The organism is Deinococcus metallilatus, assembly GCF_004758605.1.
Taxonomy (GTDB): Bacteria; Deinococcota; Deinococci; order Deinococcales; family Deinococcaceae; genus Deinococcus; species Deinococcus metallilatus.
In genome coordinates this window covers 2,940,001-2,958,611 of record NZ_CP038512.1, presented here as the reverse complement: position 1 = coordinate 2,958,611, position 18,611 = coordinate 2,940,001, and the positions used below count along the sequence as shown (strand labels likewise).

General features: G+C 68.0%; 22 protein-coding genes (1 of these 22 running past the window's edge). 7 read left to right on the top strand and 15 right to left on the bottom strand.

Annotated features, from left to right (window positions below; all coding sequences use genetic code 11):
• Positions 1–28 precede the first annotated feature (28 nt).
• From E5F05_RS20500 to E5F05_RS20480, 5 genes are all read right to left on the bottom strand, one after another.
• On the bottom strand, positions 29–406 hold the full coding sequence (locus E5F05_RS20500; protein WP_129120499.1) for a hypothetical protein: 378 nt from the start codon (positions 404–406) through the stop codon (positions 29–31).
• Positions 407–458: 52 nt separating this feature from the next.
• The gene (locus E5F05_RS20495) at positions 459–1,082 is read right to left on the bottom strand and encodes a deoxynucleoside kinase (protein WP_129120498.1); all 624 of its coding nucleotides are present in this window, start codon (positions 1,080–1,082) and stop codon (positions 459–461) included.
• Positions 1,083–1,208: 126 nt separating this feature from the next.
• Positions 1,209–1,835 carry a deoxynucleoside kinase gene (locus tag E5F05_RS20490; RefSeq protein WP_129120497.1) on the bottom strand — a complete coding sequence of 209 codons (627 nt, stop codon included), beginning with the start codon at positions 1,833–1,835 and terminating at the stop codon, positions 1,209–1,211.
• 98 nt (positions 1,836–1,933) lie between these two features.
• Positions 1,934–3,037, bottom strand: a complete 1,104-nt coding sequence (locus E5F05_RS20485; protein ID WP_129120496.1) for a S1C family serine protease — start codon at positions 3,035–3,037, stop codon at positions 1,934–1,936.
• On the bottom strand, positions 3,034–3,252 hold the full coding sequence (locus E5F05_RS20480; protein ID WP_129120495.1) for an FmdB family zinc ribbon protein: 219 nt from the start codon (positions 3,250–3,252) through the stop codon (positions 3,034–3,036). Before E5F05_RS20480 ends, E5F05_RS20485 begins: the two co-directional genes overlap by 4 nt.
• Positions 3,253–3,415: 163 nt before the next feature.
• On the opposite strand from E5F05_RS20480, the gene E5F05_RS20475 reads away from it, so the two are divergent.
• Positions 3,416–4,096, top strand: a complete 681-nt coding sequence (locus E5F05_RS20475) for a winged helix-turn-helix domain-containing protein (protein ID WP_129120494.1) — start codon at positions 3,416–3,418, stop codon at positions 4,094–4,096.
• A gap of 251 nt (positions 4,097–4,347) precedes the next feature.
• On the opposite strand, the gene E5F05_RS20470 is transcribed toward E5F05_RS20475, so the two are convergent.
• Positions 4,348–6,186 carry an acyl-CoA dehydrogenase C-terminal domain-containing protein gene (locus tag E5F05_RS20470; RefSeq protein WP_129120493.1) on the bottom strand — a complete coding sequence of 613 codons (1,839 nt, stop codon included), beginning with the start codon at positions 6,184–6,186 and terminating at the stop codon, positions 4,348–4,350.
• Positions 6,187–6,778: 592 nt separating this feature from the next.
• On the opposite strand from E5F05_RS20470, the gene E5F05_RS20465 reads away from it, so the two are divergent.
• Positions 6,779–7,468: a Crp/Fnr family transcriptional regulator gene (locus tag E5F05_RS20465; RefSeq protein WP_129120492.1), complete on the top strand. Its 690-nt coding sequence runs from the start codon at positions 6,779–6,781 to the stop codon at positions 7,466–7,468.
• Between the two features lie 342 nt (positions 7,469–7,810).
• Here the strand turns inward: E5F05_RS20465 and E5F05_RS20460 are convergent, their stop codons facing one another.
• Positions 7,811–8,479, bottom strand: coding sequence for a DNA-3-methyladenine glycosylase family protein (locus E5F05_RS20460; RefSeq protein ID WP_129120491.1), 669 nt, complete (start codon positions 8,477–8,479; stop codon positions 7,811–7,813).
• A 114-nt stretch (positions 8,480–8,593) separates the two neighbouring features.
• Between E5F05_RS20460 and E5F05_RS20455 the strand changes: the two genes are divergently transcribed.
• On the top strand, positions 8,594–9,061 hold the full coding sequence (locus tag E5F05_RS20455; RefSeq protein ID WP_129120490.1) for a YbaY family lipoprotein: 468 nt from the start codon (positions 8,594–8,596) through the stop codon (positions 9,059–9,061).
• A 60-nt stretch (positions 9,062–9,121) separates the two neighbouring features.
• Here E5F05_RS20455 and tmpR read toward each other — a convergent pair whose 3' ends face one another.
• The 4 genes from tmpR to E5F05_RS20435 are packed head-to-tail and all read right to left on the bottom strand — an operon-like array spanning position 9,122 to position 12,724.
• The gene (tmpR, locus tag E5F05_RS20450) at positions 9,122–9,850 is read right to left on the bottom strand and encodes a bifunctional dihydropteridine reductase/dihydrofolate reductase TmpR (RefSeq protein WP_241687252.1); all 729 of its coding nucleotides are present in this window, start codon (positions 9,848–9,850) and stop codon (positions 9,122–9,124) included.
• Positions 9,847–10,272, bottom strand: a complete 426-nt coding sequence (locus tag E5F05_RS20445; protein ID WP_129120489.1) for an NUDIX domain-containing protein — start codon at positions 10,270–10,272, stop codon at positions 9,847–9,849. The genes tmpR and E5F05_RS20445 overlap by 4 nt, the downstream gene beginning before the upstream one ends.
• 60 nt (positions 10,273–10,332) lie before the next feature.
• Entirely contained in the window at positions 10,333–11,817 is a 1,485-nt protein-coding gene (locus E5F05_RS20440) for an ABC transporter permease subunit (protein ID WP_129120488.1), read from the bottom strand.
• 10 nt (positions 11,818–11,827) lie between these two features.
• A complete protein-coding gene (locus E5F05_RS20435; RefSeq protein WP_129120487.1) occupies positions 11,828–12,724 on the bottom strand; it encodes a DMT family transporter in 897 nt (298 codons plus the stop codon).
• Between the two features lie 226 nt (positions 12,725–12,950).
• Here E5F05_RS20435 and E5F05_RS20430 point away from each other — a divergent pair, with 226 nt between their 5' ends.
• Together E5F05_RS20430 and E5F05_RS20425 are read left to right on the top strand one after the other, a co-directional pair.
• On the top strand, positions 12,951–13,256 hold the full coding sequence (locus tag E5F05_RS20430) for a hypothetical protein (protein ID WP_129120486.1): 306 nt from the start codon (positions 12,951–12,953) through the stop codon (positions 13,254–13,256).
• A 106-nt stretch (positions 13,257–13,362) separates the two neighbouring features.
• Positions 13,363–14,040, top strand: a complete 678-nt coding sequence (locus E5F05_RS20425; RefSeq protein ID WP_129120485.1) for an SRPBCC family protein — start codon at positions 13,363–13,365, stop codon at positions 14,038–14,040.
• A 73-nt stretch (positions 14,041–14,113) separates the two neighbouring features.
• On the opposite strand, the gene E5F05_RS20420 is transcribed toward E5F05_RS20425, so the two are convergent.
• From E5F05_RS20420 to E5F05_RS20410, 3 genes are all read right to left on the bottom strand, one after another.
• Positions 14,114–14,572: a hypothetical protein gene (locus E5F05_RS20420; protein ID WP_129120484.1), complete on the bottom strand. Its 459-nt coding sequence runs from the start codon at positions 14,570–14,572 to the stop codon at positions 14,114–14,116.
• 98 nt (positions 14,573–14,670) lie between these two features.
• Positions 14,671–14,976 (bottom strand): hypothetical protein, encoded by a 306-nt coding sequence (locus E5F05_RS20415; protein WP_129120483.1) that lies wholly within the window; start codon positions 14,974–14,976, stop codon positions 14,671–14,673.
• 3 nt (positions 14,977–14,979) lie between these two features.
• Entirely contained in the window at positions 14,980–15,609 is a 630-nt protein-coding gene (locus E5F05_RS20410; protein WP_129120482.1) for a TetR/AcrR family transcriptional regulator, read from the bottom strand.
• A gap of 110 nt (positions 15,610–15,719) precedes the next feature.
• On the opposite strand from E5F05_RS20410, the gene E5F05_RS20405 reads away from it, so the two are divergent.
• Both E5F05_RS20405 and E5F05_RS20400 read left to right on the top strand, forming a co-directional pair.
• Complete coding sequence (locus E5F05_RS20405) at positions 15,720–16,817, top strand: pyridoxal phosphate-dependent aminotransferase (protein ID WP_129120481.1); 1,098 nt, start codon at positions 15,720–15,722, stop codon at positions 16,815–16,817.
• A gap of 69 nt (positions 16,818–16,886) precedes the next feature.
• The gene (locus tag E5F05_RS20400) at positions 16,887–17,186 is read left to right on the top strand and encodes a YkgJ family cysteine cluster protein (protein ID WP_129120480.1); all 300 of its coding nucleotides are present in this window, start codon (positions 16,887–16,889) and stop codon (positions 17,184–17,186) included.
• Between the two features lie 485 nt (positions 17,187–17,671).
• Here the strand turns inward: E5F05_RS20400 and E5F05_RS20395 are convergent, their stop codons facing one another.
• Positions 17,672–18,611: the 3' portion of an acyl-ACP desaturase gene (locus tag E5F05_RS20395; protein ID WP_129120479.1), read on the bottom strand. 155 nt of this gene lie beyond the right edge of the window; 940 of the gene's 1,095 nt are visible here — the last part of the coding sequence; the start codon falls outside the window, past its right edge; it ends in the stop codon at positions 17,672–17,674.

The following is an 18,611-nucleotide window of genomic DNA, read 5'->3' as shown; positions in this document are numbered from 1 at the left end:
GGGCTGGAATACGTGGAAGGCTAGAGGCTCAGGGGCACTTGCCCAGCCGGGCGACCTCGGCTGAAGTGAAGGTGAAGGGATGAAGGCCCGGGCTTTTCCAGCCACGCGGAAGCCGGTAGGTCACGCCCGCTTGCTCCCACACCACCGTCCCGGCCCACTCCGGTCCCGGCCAGTACGTCCGGCGAATCCGGCGCCTGGGCTGGCGGGTGCAGCGCAGCTCGATGAACTGCTCCGCCACCCGGCCATTCACGCCGTACCCGCCCCAGCGATCAATTCCGGCGACTTCCATCCCTTCATATCGGCCATCCAGCAGACCCGGCGGGGCAGGCCAGCGGGCCTCCAGGCGGTCCTTGTTGCAGCCGGTGAGCAGCAGGCAGGCATAGAAACCCAGGCACAAACGCTTCACGCCCCGATTCTGGGGCTGGGACCGCTGGGCGCCGTCCCCCGAAAGTTCGCCCTTAGCGCAGCAGCGGCAGCCCGAAGCCGTGCGCCTGCACCCGGTCACACACCCACTTGAAAGCGGCGGGGTCCTGCACGAAATCCAGCTCGTCGCCCGGCACGCGCATCACCGGGCAGGCGCCGAACGCCTCCACCCACGCCGCGTACAGCCTGTTCAGACCTTCCAGATAGGCCTCGGGAATGTACTTTTCATACGTCCGCCCCCGCAGCGCGATGCGTTTTTTGAGGGTGGGCAGGCTGGCGTCGATGTGAATGAGGAGGTCGGGCACCCGCAGCGCGGGGAGAATCCCCTCGTACAGCCCCCGGTAGGTCGCCCAGTCGCGCGCCTCCATCTGCCCCGACTCAAAGAGGTTCCGCGCGAAGATGTTGGCGTCCTCGAAGACGGTGCGGTCCTGAATCACGTACCGCGCGCCCGTCACCAGATTCAGGTGCTGCTCCAGCCGCTTTGAGAGGAAATACACCTGACTGTGAAAGGAATACCGCCGCATGTCCCGGTAAAAATCCTCCAGGTACGGGTTTTCCGCGTACGGCTCGTACACCGGGCGCAGGCCGTAGCGGTCGGCCAGCATCCGCGTGAGGGTGCTCTTGCCGCTGCCGATGTTGCCGGAGATGGCAAGGTACATGTCAGCTCGCTCCGCTCGCGGCGGGGGCTTGTGGCTCGTGGCTTGTCGCTGGTAGGTCAGCGAAAGCTCCGGCCTCAGGCTTTAGCCTCCACAAGCCACAGGCGACAGGCCACAGGCTCTCCTTCCTCACACCGCCGCCCCTTCCCCCGCCACCGTGTCCGCGTGCAGCGCCTCCTCGATGCACGCCAGGATCGCCTGCTCGTCCTGCGGGTTGCCCACGAAGTCGTAGCGGCTGGCGTCCACGGTCAGGAGGCGGCCCGGGTAGGTGCGGAAGTACTCGTCGTAGCGGTCGGTCAGATCACGAAGGTAGGCGGCCTGCATGTCGCGCTCGAAGGGCCGCCCGCGCTTCTCGATCCGCGCGAGCAGCAGCTCCGGCTCGGCGCGCAGGTACACCACCAGGTCGGGGGTGGGCAGCCGGGGCGAGAGGTGCGCGTAGAGGTCCTCGTACAGCGCGAATTCGGCGTCCTTGAGGTTCATCGCGGCAAAGATGAAGTCCTTGTCGAAGAGGTAGTCGCTGACCACGTTCCCGCTCCATAGCCCCGGCTGCGCGAGGGCCGAGAGCTGCTTGAAGCGCGACAGCAGGAAAAACACCTGCACCTGAAAGGCGTAAGCCTCGGGCGCCTCGTAAAAGTGGGCCAGGAAGGGATTCTCCTCCACGACCTCCAGGTTCAGTTCCGCGCCGTAGCGCGCCGCGAGCCGCCCCGCCAGGCTCGTTTTTCCTACCCCGATGGGGCCTTCGACGACCAGGTACACGGGGGGAATGATAGAGCTTTCCGCCCTCAGCGTTCAGCCGTCAGCAAAAAAGACGCCCCAGCCGGAGCTGAAGCGGTTCTTGCTGAAAGCTGACCGCTTCACTGCAATGTGCGCTTCTGGAGCGTCACCTTCACGTCCACCGGCTTCTTGTTGCGCCAGACGCGCAGGGTGACGGTCTGGCCGGGGCGCTTGGCCGCGACGAGACGGACCACGTCGAAGCTGCCGCGCACGCGCTGGCCGTCCACCGCCACGATGATGTCGCCCAGCGGCGCGAGGAGCTGGCCGCGGCTGTTGCGTAAGGAACCGCGCAACCCCGCGCGCGCCCCGGCAGTCCCGGCAGGCACCTCGTCCACCAGGGCGCCCTCGCTGCTGCTCAGGCCCGCGAGCTGGCGCAGGGCCGGGTCGAGGCTGTCGAGGTCCACCAGCGTCACGCCCAGCGTCCCGCGCTGGGGCACGCCGATCTTTTCGAGGTCGTCGAGGCTCTGGCGGACCAGATCGCCGGGAATGGCGATACCGATTACGCCGGGCACGAAGCCGTTGGGGGCCGCGTTGGCATCGGCCACCCCGACGACGGTGCCCCGTGAGTCGAGAACGGGGCCACCGCTGTTGCCCCCCTGGATATTGTTGGTGCTCACCAGGTACTGCCCGATTTCCTGCCCGAGCTGGTCGTTGCGCGGCACGTCACGCGCGCTGGCCGCCACGCTGAAGACGCCCGTCCCCACGAAGTTCTGAATCTTCAGCGGCGTGCCGATGGTGACCAGTTTCTGCCCCGGGATCAGGCCCGCGCTGCGCCCGAAGCTGAGGGTCTTGGGCGCGGTGACCCCTGTCACCCGCAGAATCGCGATGTCGATGCCGGGGTCGATCCCCTCCACCTGCGCCGTCACGCGCCGCCCGTTGTAGAGGGTCACGCTGACCGCTTCCTGGTACTGGATGACGTGGTAGTTCGTGACGATCAGGTTCGGCTTGTAAAAGAAGCCGGTGCCGGTTTCGACCGGGTCGTCGCCCGGTTGCAGTACGTCCTTACGCAGCCGGTTGTCCACCCGCACGACCGCCTGGAGGGCCTTCTGGGTGACCTCGACCGTGTTGATCTCGTCGGGAGTCACCAGCGCGCGCTGGGCGCTGACGCGGCCCGTGACATACGCGCCCGTGACCGCCCCCGCGAGCAGCAGCCCTATTCCGGCGGCGCGCAGGGCCGGGTTCACTCGCCGCCGCCGCCCTGGCCGCCCTCACCCTTGCTCTGGGGCCGCGAGTCGGTCACGTAAAAGCCGCTGCCCCGAAAGGCGATGCCGGGCGTGGAGAGGACGCGCTTGACCGGCGCCCCCGTCTCCGGGTGCTGCGTCAGCGGCTCGTCGCGCATGCTCTGCTTGATCTCGTAGAGTTCGCCGGTTTCCAGATTCTTGTACACGTACGTGGGCATGGCCTGAAGTCTCCAGCGGTCAATGTAGCAGGGTGGGTGCCGTCGCGCGTCCCGGCAGGCTGAACGTGAAGGCCGCCCCCCGTCAGGGGCAGGGCAATGGGGAAAGAACAGGCTTTCAGCGTCGGACCTGGCCCGCTGAAACGCAGTCTGCCACGCTGAGGGCATGACACAGACGCAGCAGGAGGTGGTGCGCGTGACCGACCCGGCGGTGGCCCGCGCGCTGCGGCAGAACACGAGTTTCCTGGGGCAGTTCCTCCAGCCCCGTTCGCCCAGCGAGGTCGCCCCGCGGCTGGACATGGCCGCCAACCTCGCCCACCACCACGCCCGCAAGCTGGCGGACCTGGGCCTGCTGTTCGAGGCGAAACGCGAGGGCGGGAAGGTGTTCTATCAACTCGCCGCGCCCGAGTTCCGGGTGCCCTCGGACCTCCTGCCTCCGGGTGAGGAGGGAGGCAACGGGACCGCCGATTTGCGTGACCTCTCAGCGGCCTTCCTGCACGCCTACGAACGCTCGTGGGGCCGGATGCACACCGGAGAGGAGGACGTGTACGGCTTTGGCGACCGCGAGCACCCCGCCCGGCCCCAGCCCCTGCCGGACGCCCCCGCCGCCGAGCCCTACCCCACGCACCTCGACGCGCTGACGCTCAGGCTGACGCCGGAACGCTACCAGCGGCTTGCCCGCGCCATGAGTGCGCTGCTGGACGAGGCCGCCGAGGGCATCCGCGAGGGAGGACAGCCCTGCACGGTCGCTGTCCTGGCTTTTCAGGGGGTGCCCGGTGCCGAGGCGGAAAACTTTCGGGGGATTTCCCGCCGTACCGATTCCTTCCTGGGTGCTCCGACCGCCTGACCGCGCAAACAGCATAGGACTTACGCGATTGGGAAGAGGAAAGCGTGTGGGACGCTATTTTTCTCCTCCCCCTTGAGGGGGGAGGCTGGGACTTGCAAAGCTCCGCAGGAGAGGGGGTGAACGGGCAGAGCGTTCCAGTGCCACTTTCTCTCAACTCCCCGATGTTCCCAATCAGAGTTTCGCGTCAGTCCTGAGCAGAAAGCCCCCGCCTGTCACTCTCGGCGGGGACTTTCTCTCCAGGCAGCGAGTCTTTACGCCCCGACCAGATTCTTCTCCAGCCCGAACACCGCGCGGTCGTCCACCGTGAGCGGCTCGTTTCCGGCCTTGATGGTCGCGGCGAGCATCTTGGTCTCGGGGAACAGCTTGGTGAAGTAGAACTTCGCCGTCTGCACCTTGCTGAGATAGAAGCCGTCCTTGTCCTGCCCGGCGTCGATCTTCTCCTGCGCGATCTTCGCCATCCTGGCCCACAGGTAGCCGTACACGACGTGCCCGAAGTACCGCAGGTAGTCCACGGCGGCGGCGTTCACCTCGTCCGCCCCTTCCGGCCCCTGCATCGCCTTCTGGCCGATCACCATGGTGAGCGTGCCGAGCTGGTTCGCGGCCTTGCCGAGTTGGTCGAGGTAGGGAGCGAGATGCTCGTCTTCCGCGTTCTCCTCCACGAACTGCTGAAGCATTCCGGCGAGCTTCTGGAGCTTCTTGCCGCCGTCCATCAGCACCTTGCGGCCCAGCAGGTCGAGGGACTGGATGCCATTGGTGCCCTCGTAAATCTGGCCGATGCGGGCGTCACGCACGAACTGCTCCATGCCCCACTCGCGGATGTAGCCGTGCCCGCCGTAGACCTGCTGACTCAGCACGGCCGTCTGGAAGCCGTTGTCGGTCATGAAGGCCTTGGCGACTGGCGTCAGCAGCGCGACCAGATCGGCCGCTTCCTTGCGCTGCGCCTCATCGGGGTGGTGGTGCTCGATGTCGATGCTCAGCGCCAGCCACATCGCCAGCGCGCGGCCCGCTTCCGTGTATGCCTTGCCAGTCAGCAGCATCCGGCGCACGTCGGGATGGACGATGATCGGGTCGGCGGGTTCGGCGGGGTCCACGCGCGGCTCGTGCCGCATCTGGAGGCGGTCCTTGGCGTAGGCCAGGGCATTCTGGTACGCCACTTCCCCGAGGCCGAGGCCCTGGAGGCCGGTCCCCAGGCGGGCGGCGTTCATCATGATGAACATGTGGTTCATGCCCTTGTTGATCTCGCCGACAAGGTAGCCCTTCGCGCCGTCGAAGTTCAGCACGGCGGTCGCGTTGCCGTGAATCCCCATCTTGTGTTCCAGGGACCCGCACATCACGCCGTTGCGCTCGCCGGGTGTGCCGTCGGCATTGGGCAGGAACTTGGGCACCAGGAAGAGCGAAATGCCCTTCGTCCCCATCGGACTGCCTTCCAGCCGCGCCAGCACGAGGTGGACGATGTTGTCCGCCAGGTCGTGCTCCCCCGCGCTGATGAAGATCTTGGTGCCGGTGATGCTGTAGCTGCCGTCGCCGTTATCGGTCGCCCGGGTGCGGATGATGCCCAGGTCGGTGCCCGCGTGCGGCTCGGTGAGGCACATCGTCCCGGTCCACTCGCCGCTGACGATCTTCGGGAGGTAGGTGTTCTTCAGCTCCTCGCTGCCGACCGCGTGCAGCGCCGAGTACGCGCCGTGCGAGAGGCCGGGATACATGCCCCAGGCCACGTTGGCACTGGTGATCATCTCGCTCATGACCGTGCTGACGAGGTGAGGCATCCCCTGGCCGCCGTAGGCGGGGTCGGCGTCGAGGGCGGTCCAGCCCGCCTGGCGGTACTTGTCGTAGGCCGCCTTGAAGCCGGTGGGCGTGGTCACGCTGCCGTCCTCGTGCCGGGTGCAGCCTTCCTGGTCCCCGATCTGGTTGAGCGGCACCAGCTCGGTTTCGACGAAGCGGGCGCCTTCCTCCAGCACCTGGGTCATCAGGTCAGCGTCGGCGGTTTCGTTCTGGGCGTAGAAGGGCAGGCCGCCCAGGACCTGGGGGGCGCCGAGAAGCTCGTGCATCAGGAACTTGATGTCGCGCAGGGGTGCTCTGTACTGGGGCATGTCTCTCGTCTCCTCCTCGCGGGGGTCCGCTCCTTTGAGGACGGCACCCAGCATTGTTGATTGTACCGAGTCTAAAACTTGGGGGGGCAAAAGTCACGTGTGCCGCATCACCGTCCAGGGCCACCGCAACGTCGGGTTTTGGAAGTGCGCGCCCCGGTAACCCCTCAGTCAGCTTTGCTGACAGCTCCCCAGGGGGGGAGCCGGGGACGCCCTTGGCCCTCTCGGAAGCTCAATCTGTGCCCCTTGAGCGCCTGATGTGCAATAGAAAGTTGCTGTCTGGAATGGACTTTTTTCTCCCTCTCCCCTTGCGGGTGACTCGCAGAGCCGCGAAGCGGAGGGCCGGGGAGAGGGGTAGCAAGCGCCAGCTTGCCCTCGTCCCACATGAGAAAAACACTCCTGCTTGTCCTATCTGCCAGCCCTGTAATGCGCATCAGGCGTCTTGAGGGGAGGTGGGCCGAAGGGCCGAACTCGCAGAGCTGCGCAGCAGAGGGGTTAAACCGGACTGGGCGAACCTTGCTACTTTGCGGGCGCCCTGCATCACCGCCGCGCTGCCGGGCGATTCGCGGCCGTTTCGGGTATCCTGGGCAGAACCATGAATTACCCTAGCCTGGTCTGGCACCTCAAGCGGACGGAGCTGTTCGCGGACCTTGAGCTGGCCGAACTGGAACGGGTGGCCGCCTCGACGCCCTACCGCTCCTACGGGCCGGGCGAGGTGATCTACCGCATGGACGACCCGGCGGACGCCCTCTACTTCGTGCGGAGCGGGCTGATCAAGATCAGCAAGCTCTTTCCCAACGGCAAGGAAGCGATTCTCGGCGTGGTCGGCCAGCACGACACCTTCGGTGAGCTGCTGCTGCAACCGGAAGAGCGCCGCCCCACCCAGGCCGAAGCCCTGGAACGCACCACCCTGATCGTGCTGCCGCGGGCCGAACTGCAAAAGCTGCTGGACACCAAACCCGCCCTCGCCATGAAGCTGATCCGCCTGATGGCCGCCCGGCTGTTCGAGGCGCAGTCGTGGACCGCCACCGTCAGTGCCTACAGCGCCCCCGAGCGCGTCGCCAGCCTGCTCTACCGCCTGGCCCGCGAGTTCGGCCGACCCCACCCGCAGGGCGTGGAACTGGCCCTCAAGCTGAATCAGGAGGACATCGCGCGGATGGTGGGGGCCACCCGCGAAACCGTCAGCCACTCCCTCGGAAAGCTCAAGCAGGAGGGGGCGATCAGCCGCGCCCGCACACCGCTGGTCGTGCGCCTGGATGTCCTGAAACGCTACCTGGAGGAGTAAGGCGTGGGGGCGGATGCAGGGCAGGTTGGAAGCTTGGCGCGGTGACGATTCCTGCCCGGACCGCGTTGAGATCAGGCGTCTCCTCCAGAGTTCGGGGCGGAAGACGAATCCGTGCGTGACAGTATTTTTAGCTCCTCCCCCTTGAGGGGGGAGATTGGGACTGGTACAGCTCCGCAGGAGAGGGGGTGAACGTGCCTGCCGTCCCAGCACCACGTTCCCTCAACTCCCCGATATTCCAAGCCAGCGTTCCACGTCAGTCCTATGTCTTGAAAAGCCAGGGGGCCTCAGCTTTGAGCAGACTCAGGGCGTGGACGGGTCATGGTGACCCTTTCAAACAGCCGCTCAGAGCGGGTCACTGGGAGAGAGGCCGCCTGCCCCCTGCCGCAGCCGTGCGGCTTCCGCCCACAGCGTCCGGGCCGCCAGCGTGCGGTAAGGCGACCACGACGCCACCCGTTCCGCCTGTGTCGGGCCGGGGGCAAGGTCCGGGTACAGGCGGAGGAGGCCCTGCCGCAGCACCAGGTCCCCGAAACTGAACACGTCGGGCCGCGCGAGGCCGAACATCAGGAACATCTCCACGGTCCAGCGCCCGATGCCGGGCAGAGGCGTGAGCGCCGTGATGACCTCTTCGTCCAGCAATGCCGCCAGGTGGGCGAAATCCACCTGGCCTGAGAGCGCCGCGTCTGCCAGGGCGCGCACCGTGCGGACCTTGGCCCAGGACAGTCCCAGCGCGCGCAGGTCCTCCGGGGCGGCGCGCAGCAGCGGTTCGGGGGCCACGCCACCCAGCGCGCCCTCCACACGGGCATGAATGCTGGCGGCCGCCTTCGTGGAGAGCTGCTGCCCCACCACGCTCCTGATCAGGGTACCGAAGGGGTCCGGGGTGGGCGTCAGCACGGGGAGGGGCTGGGCGCGGGCCAGGACCTCAGCCAGCACCGGGTCACGCGCCAGCCACGCCAGCGCCCCGGCGTGGTCGGTCAGGGGCTGGAAAGGTGCGTCGGGTGGGGCGGCGGTCATCGGGGACCATTGGAACACGGGCCGCGTGGGGGCATCAGGGGGCAGGCGGGAACGTGAAGAAAGTCTGCACGTGTTCTCGTCGTACCTGACGAGGCGCCGCCCTAGCGTGAAGTCATGAAACGATTCGCTGCGCTGCTGCTGGCGGCTCTGCTCGCCACGCCCGCTTCCGCCCAGAGCATCACCATCACCCGGACGACCACCAGCACGTCCACCAACACGTCGGCCCCCATGCCCAGCCTGACCGATGTGCCCGCCGGGTGGCGGGTCGTGAGTGGCCGCATCTCGGCCCCCAACGAGGTGCGGCTGCCCTCGGGCAGCACCGTGACCCTCAACATCGAGGACGTGACCCGGCTGAATGCGCCCGGCACCACCCGGCTGACGGTCAGCTTCCCCTCCACGCGCCTCTCCACGCCCTACCAGTTCCAGTACAACCCAGCCCGCATGAACCCGCGCCGCGTCTACGCCGTGACCGTCCGCGTCACGGGACCGAACGGCCGCCTGCTGTACAGCAGCAACAAGGCGCAGGAACTGCCGCGCAGCCAGAACGCCGTGCTGAACCTCAAGGTTACGCCCGCCCGTTGATCCTTCCGACTTCCGGGGCCGCCGTCGGCAATCCAGACTGACGGCGGTTCCTTTTGGGCGTCACAGATTCCAGCCGCCCGCCACCTCCAGTTCCTGCCCGGTCACGTAGTCGCTGGCGCGCACGAAGTACAGCGCGGCGTCCACCAGTTCAGCCACCGTGCCGACGCGCCCGGCGGGAATCTCGCGCAGGGGCTGGCTGACGCTGGTTTCGATCACGCCGGGGCTGACCACGTTCACGCTGACGCCGGTGCCCGCCAGAAGCTTGCCCAGCGCGTGCGAAAGCTGCAAGACGCCCGCCTTGGCGATGGTGTAGGGCACGATGCCGGGCCGCGCGATCAGGTACCGCGCCCCGGCGTACCCCAGGTTCACGATCCGTCCGAACCCCGCCGCCTGCATCAGCGGCGCCGCTTCCTGGCAGGTGGTGAAGGTCGCGGTGAGGTTGCTGGCGAGCATCTCCGACCACTCGGCATCGGTCGTCTCCAGCAGCGGCTTATGCACGTAGTTTCCGACGTTGTTCACCAGGACGGCGAGGGGCGAGCCGGGGAAGGCCGCGTGTGCCTCCCGCACCAGCCGCCGGGCCTGGGCGGGGTCGGTCACGTCGGCCTGGAGGGTGGTCGTCTGGACGCCCTTTTCCCCGCACAACCGGGCTGTTTCCCGCGCGTCCGCCTGGCTGCCCCGGTAATGCACGGCGACGGCATAGCCCTCGGCGGCCAGCGCGACGGCCAGCGCCCGCCCGATGCCGCGCGCTGCCCCCGTCACCAGCGCCGTACCTTTCCCGCCGCCCGTCACGCCTCTCCCCGGCCCCGTGCCTCCACGTTCAGGGCGAGTTCGACCAGCGTGCGCGTGACCGTGTTCAGCGGGTAATGGACGGCCTCCGTCAGCGGCACCCAGACCCATTCCGCGATTTCCTCGTTGGGCGTGATCTCGTGCGTGTCCGTCCGCGCGAAGAAGTCCACCAGCAGCAGGTGGGCGGGCTTGTGGAACTCCCCGCTCAGCACGGCCTCCTGCGTCTGGGCGTAGCGCACGTCCGAGAGCGTGAGACCCGTCTCCTCGCGGAACTCGCGCCGCACCGCGTCCGAGAGCGTCTCGCCCCAGTCCACCTTGCCGCCGGGCACGCCCCACAACCCGCGCCATTTCGTCGTGCGGGCGAGCAAGACGCGCCCGTCCGGTCCCCATACGAGTGCGCCCACGCAGACGACTGGTCTGTCCATGAGCGTCAGGGTACGCGGTCGGCGGGACGCGGTGCGCGGGAAAAGAGCCTTTCCCCCGTCCTACACCTGCCTGCGGTGCCGCAACACCCGCCGTTCCAGCGCCGTCACCGCCAGGTACAGCAGCACGCCCAGCCCGATCAGCAGGGCGATGGCCGCGAACTGGCGGGGGGTGTTGTAGTAGGCGCGGGCCTGGTTGACCAGAAAGCCCAGGCCGGGTTTCTGGTTGCTCACGAACTCCCACACGACGGCGCCGATCAGCGCGAGGCTGAGGGCCAGCCTCAATCCGCCCAGCATCACCGGGAGGGCGGAGGGCAGTTCCAGCCGGGTGAGCCGCTGCCAGGGCGTGGCCCGCAGGGTGGAGAAGAGTTCGTAGCTGGTGGCGGGCACCTCGCGCACGCCGACGATGGTGGCGACCATGACGGGATAGAGGGCCGAGAGGGCGCTCACCAGCACGGCGGGGACGGTGCCGAAGCCGAACCAGGTGATCAGCAGCGGCGCCAGCACCACGATAGGCGCACTCTGCGACGCGACGACGAAGGGACTCAGGAAGCGTTCCAGCGCCCGCGACTTGGCGAGGGGATAGCCGATCAGCGCCCCCGCCAGCGAGCCCAGGAGGGCCCCCAGCAGCGCGACGCGGGCCGTGCCCCAGGTCGCCTGCGCGAATTCGCCCGGGCTGCGGCTCAACTCCGCCCAGACCTGTGCCGGGCCGGGCAGGAGGAAGGGCTGATGCAGCGCCCGCGCCCCCACCTCCCACAGCAGCAGGCCCGCGATCACGGCGGAGGCGGGGGCCAGCCAGCCCAGATACGGGCGGGCGCGCGGCTCCACCACGACGCGGGTGCTGTCCCCGGTGCCCAGCAGCGCGCGCAGCTCGGCTTCCAGACCGTCCGTGTAGGCCGTGACGCGCCCCGCGCCGCGCGTGTCCAGCACCTCCACGATGTGCCCGCCGCGCAGTACCGCCACCCGGTCGGCCAGCCAGACCGCCTCGCGGATGGAATGCGTGACCAGGATGGTCGTGCGCCCGGTCTTGTCGTGCAGGTGGCGCAGTTCGGCGTTGAAGCGTTCGCGTACCAGGGCGTCGAGCGCCGAGAACGGTTCGTCCAGCAGCAGCACGTCGTGGCTCTGCGCCAGCGCGCGGGCCAGCGCCACCCGCGCCCGCATCCCGCCGGAGAGCTGCGCGGGGTAGTAGTCCGCATAGGCGTCCAGCCCCACCATATGCAGCGCCTCGCGGGGGGCCAGGCCGCCCCCTGCGCCCAGGTCGCGCGGCAGCCCCACGTTTCGCAGCGCCGTGCGCCAGGGCAGCAGCCGGTTGTCCTGAAACATCAGCGCGGGGGGCGAGGCGACGTAAACGGTCCCCTCCTGCGGGCGCAGCAGCCCGGCCAGCACCCGCAGCAGCGTGCTCTTGCCACCCCCCGAGGGGCCGATCACCGCCAGGAACTCGCCGTGCGGCACCGTCAGATTCACGTCCTCCATCACCGTCTGGCCGCCCAGCCGCACGGTCACGTCCGTGAGCTGGATGGCGATCTCGCCCGCTTCGGGCGAACTCATCGCGTGCCCCTCATGCCCGGGGCCGTCCCCGCGTGTTGACCAGAATGACGCCCGCGATGGCGACCGCGCCGCCCACCACCGTCAGCAGGGTGGGCAGTTCCCCCAGCCACAGCCACGCGATCAGGATGGCGAAGACCGGCGAGACGTACAGGAAGGAGGTGGCGGTCCCGGCCCCCACCCGCGCCAGGGCGAAGGTCCAGGTCAGGTACGCCAGCGCCGCCGGAAAGAGGCCGATATAGATGACGGCGAGGTGCGCGGAAAGCGGCGCCCGCGCGAGTTCGGTCCCGAACCCCGGCAGGAAGACCAGCAGCGGCACCGTGCCCGCGAGCAGGCTCCAGACCGTGAAGTGCAGCGGATTCATCCTGGAGAGCAGGGGCCGCTGGAACACGAAGTAGATGCTGGTAAAGAGTGCCGCCGCCAGGATCAGCAGCGCCCCCCGCGTGAAGTCCAGGCTCTCGCCGCGCCCCAGTACGATCAGGGCCACGCCGCCCAGGCTGATCAGGGTGCCCAGCCAGCCCAGCGCGTTCAGCCGCTCGCCCGCGAAGCGCGTCGCCAGCAGCGCCGTGATCACCGGCCCCGCCGCGATGATCAGGCTGGCGGTCCCGGCGGGGACGGTCAGTTCGCCGTAATTCAGGCACACGTGATACAGGGTGATGCCGAAGAGGCTCAGCAGGCCGATCCTCCCCAGGTCCGCCCAGGACGGGACCGGGATTCGCGCGGCCACCGCGTACACGCCCAGCGCCACACTCGCCACCAGAAAGCGGTACAGCGTGAGGTGCCCCGGCGTGAAGGCGTCCAGCCCGGCACGGATGCCCGCGAACGCCGACGCCCAGAACACGATGGTGATCAGGATCGCCCCCAGCGACAGCGAATCGAGGCGGCCGACCTGCGGCGCGCGGGAGGTCACAGGTCGGCCCTGGGGGCGGGTCTAACCGTCAAACCGTCTAAAGGGCCAGGAGGGAGGCCGCCGTTAGACCGTTTGACCGTCAGACCATTTGACCGCTCCACAGGAGCCACACCACTCATGCCCGCCAGCCTAGCGCGACGGCTGCATGAGCAGGGGGTCAAGGCGGGCACATCCGCCGGGTCAGGCCCGCGCGGAAGCATGGAGGGCAGCCACAGGAGGCGCGATCATGGATGAAGGCAGACCCGGCAGCACTCCCGAGCCAGCGTCCTACATGGGGGCCGGAGGCGACACGCCCGACGCGAACACCAACCTCGACCCCAGCCTGCAAGGCGGGACCACGCGCGCCGACCGGCAGGCCACCCGGCACATCGAACAGCAGCATGCGGAGACGGGGAGTCTCCCCTCAGGTCTGGAGGACCTCCCGGACCCGGCCAGGCAGATGGACAACAGCGGGATGCTGAATCCGACCGGCGAGGGGCGTGACGCCGACATCATCGGCGCGAGCGGCGAGGACCGCAACGCGGAGGGCTGAGCTTCCACCGGCCCCTTTCCCTGCCCCACCTTAAATGTGGCTTGGGGAAGGGTTCACCCGGAAGATGAGAAGACGCCCCTAGACTGCCTGGAGCGGAGGAACACCTATGAGCGCGAACATGGACAACTCGAACAGCAAGGAAGACAGCAAGAGCATGGACCAGGGCCGCCTGATCAGCGGCGCGGCGGGCGGCGCTCTGCTGCTCCTCGGCCTCAGAAAACGCGGTGTGCTGGGCCTCGGGATGGCGGCGGTCGGGGGCTACCTCGCCTACCGCGCCGCGACCGGCAACGATCCCGTGATGGCGGCGGCGGGCCTCAGCGGCAACGCGGCGGCGGCCAAGCCGATCTTCGTGGAACACAGCGTCGTGATCGACCGCCCAGCGCAACTGGTGTACGCCTACTGGCGCAACCTCGAAAACCTGCCCCGCATCATGAGCCACCTGGAGAGCGTCACAGTCCTCGACGAGCGCCGCAGCCGCTGGGTCGCCAAGGCGCCGCTGGGCACCCACGTCGAGTGGGAAGCCGAGATCGTGAACGACAAGCCCGGCGAGCGCATCGGCTGGCACTCGCTCCCCGGCGCAACCGTGGACAACGCGGGCAGCGTGCAGTTCGAGAGCCTCCCCAACGGCGGCACCCGCGTCCACGTCGCCCTGTCCTACCGTCCGCCCGCCGGGGCGCTGGGCGCGGCCGTCGCCAAGCTGTTCGGCGAGGAACCCAGCCAGCAGATCGCCGACGACCTCCAGAACTTCAAGCAGACCTTCGAGGGCGCGAACCCGCAGGCCTGAACATCGGGGCTCCACAGAGAAAGGCGGCTCACTGTGGGCCGCCTTTCTCTGTGGGGTCTTTTGTGGGGCGGGATCAGAAGCTCAGGTCGTAGCCGTTGAAGGGGGTGCCGCTCTTGACGACCTGGCCGTTCTGCACGAGGTTCCAGCCCTTGCTGAGCCCCGTGAACGTGCCGACGAGATTGCTGCTGGTGTAGACCAGAGTCTTGCCGTTGGACTGGGTGCGCGGCTCGCCCGATTCATACTGCCCGTCGTTGTTCGTGTCGGCGTAGGCGATGACCTCGTAGCCGCCGTCGCTGGGGTTCTGAGGCAGGCTGATGCTGTAGACGCCGCCACTGCCGGGGGTCACCGCGATCTGATTCACGCTCGTGTTGCTGATGCCGCCGAAGCTGACGCCCAGGACGGCCAGGCGAATGGTGCCCTGGTTTGTGGGCGCGTTGCTGATGGTGCCCGTTACGTCCCCGTTGGAGACCCCGAACACGCTGCAAGAGGCCAGGGCGAGCGGCAGCGCCAGCAGAGAGAGGACCTTTTTCATATCGCTCACGTTAGGCCCTGATTTGCAAAGGACGTTCAGCTTGGCCCCAAGGACCTCGAAGTCTGCCCTCATGCCGCAATCAGGGAAGGGGAGACTTTTCACTCTGAAGGCGGCGGCGCCTCTTCCGCACCCGCTTCCGTCACCGTCAGCGAGCGCAGGGTCGCGCCCTGATGCCAGCCGTACTGGGGGTCTTTCAATCCCAGGGCCTCCGCGACGGCGCGCGCGGTCCCCTGTTCGGGCTCGCCGTCCAGGCAGAACAGCAGGAACTTGCGCCCCCCCGGCGCGATCCGGATAAACAGGTTCTCGCCCAGTTCGAGCTGCTGGGTGCGTCCCAGCTTCTCGGCGCGGCCCTGGGCATACCGCAGCGCGTCGCGGATACGGACGGTGACGGTCGGGTGACTCACGCTTCAGCCTTCTTCCGATACGCGCAACCCGCCCAGCAGCATGTCCGCGTACCCCTCGGCCACGTCGCGCGGGGTGAGGTTCCCGCCGGGGCGGTACCAGGTGTAGGCCCAGTTCACCGCCGAGAGGATCAGGTTCGCGGCCATCTTGACGTCCAGGTCGGCGCGGAAAGCGCCCTCGCGGATGCCCTGCCGGACCAGATCCCGGTAAAAGTGGTCAATCGTGTCGCGCCAGGCGGTCACGCGGTCATACGCTTCCGGCGAGAGGTGCTTCCACTCGTGGAAGAAGACCGTGGCGCTCTCCATGTTGTCGGCCACCACCCGGATGTGGCGCTGCATGGCCTCGCGCAGCTTCTGGTCGGCGGGCAGGGGATCGTCCCGCAGCGTGAACAGGGCCCCGTCGAACTGCCGCGCCGCCCGGTTCACGATCTCGATCAACAGGTCTTCCTTGCTGCTGATGTGGGCGTACAGGCTGCCGCCCTGCATCCCCAGCTCCCCGGCCAGGTCCCGCATGCTGGTCGCGTGGTAGCCGCGCTCGGAAAAGAGGCGGCTGGCCACGTCATGAATCTGCTCACGGCGCGACTTGACGGGCAGGTCGGCGGCAGGCGGGGCGGGGGGGGCAGCGGGGTCCGTCATGGCGGGAACGCGCGGGGCGTGGCCGCAGCCTAGCACGGGGGCAAGCAAACGTCCGTTTGGCATACGTGGACACTTGAGCGCGCGCCCAGAGCGGGTGGTAGAACGGACGCATGACCACCGAGCCTTCAGTTCCCCGGCAGCAGCCCCCGGCCGCGGACCCGGCGGGCGTGCGCGGGACCGTGCGCGCCGTGCCCGCCTACCCGTTCACGCCCATCGACGTGCCCATCAAGCTCGACCAGAACGAGAGCCCCTACGATTTTCCGGCCGATCTCAAGGTGCTGGCGACCGAGCGGATGCTGGCCCGGCCCTGGAACCGTTATCCCGATCTGCACGCCGACCGGCTCAGGGCCCGCATCGCGGCCTTCGAGGACTGGGACCCGGCGGGTGTGGTCGTCACGCCGGGCAGCAACGTGCTGATCAAGCTGCTGACCGAACTGGCGGGCATCGGGCAGACGGTGCTGACGGTCAGCCCGACCTTCAGCGTGTACACCCTGGAGGCGCAACTGCTGGGCGCGAAGCTGGTGCAGGTGCCCCTGAACCCCGACTTCTCGCTGCCGGTGGAAGGGCTCAAGGCCGCCCTGCGCGAGAATCCCCCCGGTGTGCTGTACGTCACGCAGCCCCACGCCCCGACCGGCTTCGTGGACACCGGGGCCGCCGTGCGCGAGGTGGTGGAGGCGGCGGGCGACTGGGTGGTCGTGCTGGACGAGGCGTACCACCAGTACAGCGGGACGGACGACCGTGATCTGGTGCGGGAGGGCGAGAACCGCCTGAGCCTGCGGACCTTCAGCAAGGCGTGGGGCCTGGCGGGCCTGCGGCTGGGGTACGCGCTGACCAGCCCCCGGCTGGCCGCCCACCTCCGCAAACTGGTCCCCGCCTTCAATGTCGGCGTGCTGGCGGAAGCGGCGCTGGAGGTCGCGCTGGAACACCCCGGCTACGTGCTGGAACGTGTGGAGGAAGTCCGGCGCGAACGCGGGCGCATCCTCGCGGCCCTGCAAGACCATCCCACCTGGCAGGTGCTGCCCAGCCAGTCGAACTTCTACCTGCTCCGCACCCCCGACGCCGAGGCCGCCTACCAGTATCTCCTCACGCAAGGCATCGTGGTGCGTCGCCAGGACCGGCTGCCGGGGCTGGCGGGCTGCCTGCGCGTGGCGGTCGGGACGCCCGCCGAGAACGACGCGCTGATTGCGGCGGCCCGGGCGTTCCGGTAGGGGCGGTGGGGGACACACAGGGCGCGGCGCGGAGGCGCTAGCTTCCCTGAACAGCGGCCTGCTGCCCCTATGGACCCCTTCACCCCACCTCCCGACTTCCCGCCCCGTTCCCCCCTCGTCCGGAGCTGTACGGCGTGCGGGGCGTGTTGCGCGGCCCCCGACATTCACGCGCTCGGCAAGCCCCTGGGAGTCCCCTGCGTGCATCTCGGCCCGGACTGCCTCTGCGGCATCTACACCACGCGCCCCGCCGTCTGCCGCAACTACCAGCCCGACTGGGTATGTGGAGAAGTGGCCCCGCTGCCCACGCTGGAGGCGCGGGTGCGGCGCTTTCTGGAGATTTACGGGCTGGAGGGGGAGGCAGGCTTGTAGCTGGTGACAGGTGGGGGAAGGTTCGGGATATCGAAAACTGGACGTTGCAGCGATGTTGAGGGCAAGCTGCGCTTGTCACCCCTCACCTCCGCCCTCTGCTGCGCGGCTTTGCAAGTCTCCCGCAAGGGGCGGGGCGATGCAGGTAAGTTTCTCGTAAAGAAGAAACGACGTGTAGAGCGATAAAAATCCCTCCCCCTTGAGGGGGGAGGCTGGGAGGGGGTGAACGGGCCCGGCGTAGAGAGGCCAATGGATGACCGAATGCCTGGTTTGTCTTGAGGGCAGCCTACGGCTGTCACCCTCTCCCCGCCCCTCTGCTTCGCGGCTCTGCAAGTCACCCGCAAGGGGAGAGGGAGAAAAGCCAATGTCCTACACGCCCTCTTCTTCTGACTTACGTCAGCCCTGGCCTCTCCCCCCACAACCCCAAAAAGCCGCGTGGCCTGCGTGGGAAACCCCCTCCACAAGCCACGCGCCCCAGCGGCAAGCCCTCAGTCGTCGGCAGCCTGCCCCGGCTTCTTGGGCACTTCCGGGTTCTCCACGAACTCGGTGGGGTCGTACAGGTCGAAGCCGATGCCCTTCTCGTACTCCTGAATCTTGGTGTGCAACCGGCGCACGTCGCCCTCGACCAGGCCGTAGTCGAAGGTGTCGAAGATGGCCGTGGTCTTGAAGTTGCCGCCCTCGAAGTCGGGCACCTCGCGGGTCTTCTTGATGCCCTCTTCCAGCGCCTTGCGGCTCTCGATGCCGAGATTGCGGAAGGCGACCTGCATCACGTCGCGCTGGAAGTCACGCGGGCCGTAGATCCCGGCGCGGTAGACCGTCTCGTAGAACTCCTGCCAGTTGGGCACCAGCGTCGCGGCGGGCATGGAGAACTGCGTGATCACGTTCCGGATGGCTTCCAGCGTGCGCTCGGGGTAGTAGTAGAGGTACATCCGCACGCCTTCGAGGAAGAAGTTGTAGTGCGCCGCCTCGTCCACCGCGATGGTCTGCGCTACCTTCGCCAGCACGGGATCGGTGACGCCCTTCAGGTGCGGCTTCTCGCTCTTGCCCTGCGCGATTTTCATCATGTTCAGGTAGTTGAGCTGGGTGGCTCGCTCCTGAAACACGGTGTAGACCAGGTTGTGAATCGCGTCGGGGAAGGGCAGTTCCCAGGTCTGGCTTCTGAGGCGGTCCTTGTACTCCTCGATCCACTCGGGGCTGCGCTGCTCACTGAACAGCACGGCGTTTTCCCAGGCGTCGGCGTGCTTCTCTTCCTCGCTGCCCCAGCGGAGCTGGAAGTGGCTGCGGCCATGCGAGCGCCGCACCAGATGCACGAGGCTGCTGGTAAAGTCGGGCGCGTACTGCTCCACCGCGAAAAAGCCCTGAATCACGGTGATCACCTCCGGCGGGAGGTTCTTGTTCATGTTGCGCCAGTCGAAGCTCTTGTCGGCG